At 67.4% G+C, this 1,358-nt stretch carries 3 protein-coding genes; 2 read left to right on the top strand and 1 reads right to left on the bottom strand.

The annotated features are described in order from the left end of the window. The coding region (locus tag ADBZ5U_RS16395; protein ID WP_526811963.1) for a PTS transporter subunit EIIC at positions 1–404 on the bottom strand (404 nt) is incomplete at its 3' end. Between the two features lie 133 nt (positions 405–537). Here ADBZ5U_RS16395 and ADBZ5U_RS16390 point away from each other — a divergent pair. Further along, the gene (locus tag ADBZ5U_RS16390) at positions 538–1,014 is read left to right on the top strand and encodes a PTS sugar transporter subunit IIA (RefSeq protein ID WP_526811961.1); all 477 of its coding nucleotides are present in this window, start codon (positions 538–540) and stop codon (positions 1,012–1,014) included. A 15-nt stretch (positions 1,015–1,029) separates the two neighbouring features. Further along, positions 1,030–1,358: 6-phosphogluconolactonase (locus tag ADBZ5U_RS16385; protein WP_526811959.1), on the top strand; the 329-nt coding region annotated here is incomplete at its 3' end.

Below are 1,358 nucleotides of genomic sequence, written 5' to 3'. Positions count from 1 at the left end.
ATCTGCGCCTGTTTGCCCGCTTTGTCCAGCACGCCCTCCAGGACGAACGGGGACATGGTCTTGAACACCGCCTGCATCACCAGGTACCCGACCACCGCCGCCAGTGCGGTGGAACCGTCGGCCTTGCGGGCGAATCCGATGGCCACACCGACGGCGAACAGCATGGCCAGGTTGTCGAACAACGCTCCGCCGGCCGCGCTCATGGCCTGGAAGAACGGGCCGATCACCGGGGCCTTGATCCGGCCCAGCAGGTCATCCTGGCCCAGGCGCAGCAGGATTCCGGCCGCGGGCAGCACCGCGATCGGCAACATCAGGCTCTTGCCCAGCCGCTGCAGTTGCGCGAAACCGGGGATGTTCAACCCCGATTTATCTTGTGCGCCTGAGGCTTTGGTCGTCTCACTCATCTGGGCCCCGCCCTTCCTAAATCACAACTCAGCGGAAGCTTAGACCTCCTTCCCGCAGGAGAGCCGGTTTTGGCCTCCCCGGCCCGGGTTGCTCTCTATCCTTGCGCACAGACACCCAGCAAAGGAGAACCGCGTGAGCTCAACTCCGGTTTTCGCGCCCGTCGAGGGCCGCGCACTGGCATTGTCGGACGTCCCCGACCCGGTGTTCGCCGGCGGAATGGTCGGCTACGGCGCCGCCGTCGACCCGCCCCATGAGGTCATCTACGCGGTGGCCCCGGTCGGCGGCAAGATCATCAAACTTCTGCCGCACGCCTACGTCATCCTGACCGCGGACGGCGTCGGCGTACTCGTTCACCTCGGCCTGGACACGGTGACGCTCAAAGGCGAGGGGTTCACCGCCCAGGTCGCCCAGGGCGACACCGTGGAGGCCGGCCAGCCGGTCATCGTCTACGACGTCCCGGCCATCGTCGCGGCGGGCCTGAGCCCGGTGGTGCCGGTCGTGGTGATGGACGAGCGCGAGCCGGCCAACGTCGTAGTGGCCGAGGAAGTCAACTCCGGCACTGGGATCGCCTGCTGCGCACACCTTTTCACCGCGAACAAGCATCCATAGGAACCTGCCCCGGCAATGGAAGTCGTCATCCTCAAAGACACCGCCGAAATCGGCCGGCTCGGGGCGGACGCCATCGAATCGCTGTTGACCCGAAAGCCCGCGGCGGTGCTGGGCCTGGCCACCGGCTCGTCCCCGCTGGCCATCTACGACGAACTGACCGCCCGCTGCGACGCAGGCCGGGTGTCGTTCGGTCGGGCATCGGGCTTCACCCTGGACGAATACGTCGGCCTGCCCGCCGACCACCCGGAGAACTACCGCAACTTCATCGACCGGGTGTTCGTCTCCCGGGTCGACTTCGCGGCCGGGGCCGTGCAGGGCCCCGACGGGCTGGCCGCGGACATCCC

The sequence above is a fragment of the Mycobacterium sp. genome (assembly GCF_040398885.1).
Lineage (GTDB): Bacteria > Actinomycetota > Actinomycetes > Mycobacteriales > Mycobacteriaceae > Mycobacterium.
This window is presented reverse-complemented; position numbering and strand designations above follow the sequence as displayed.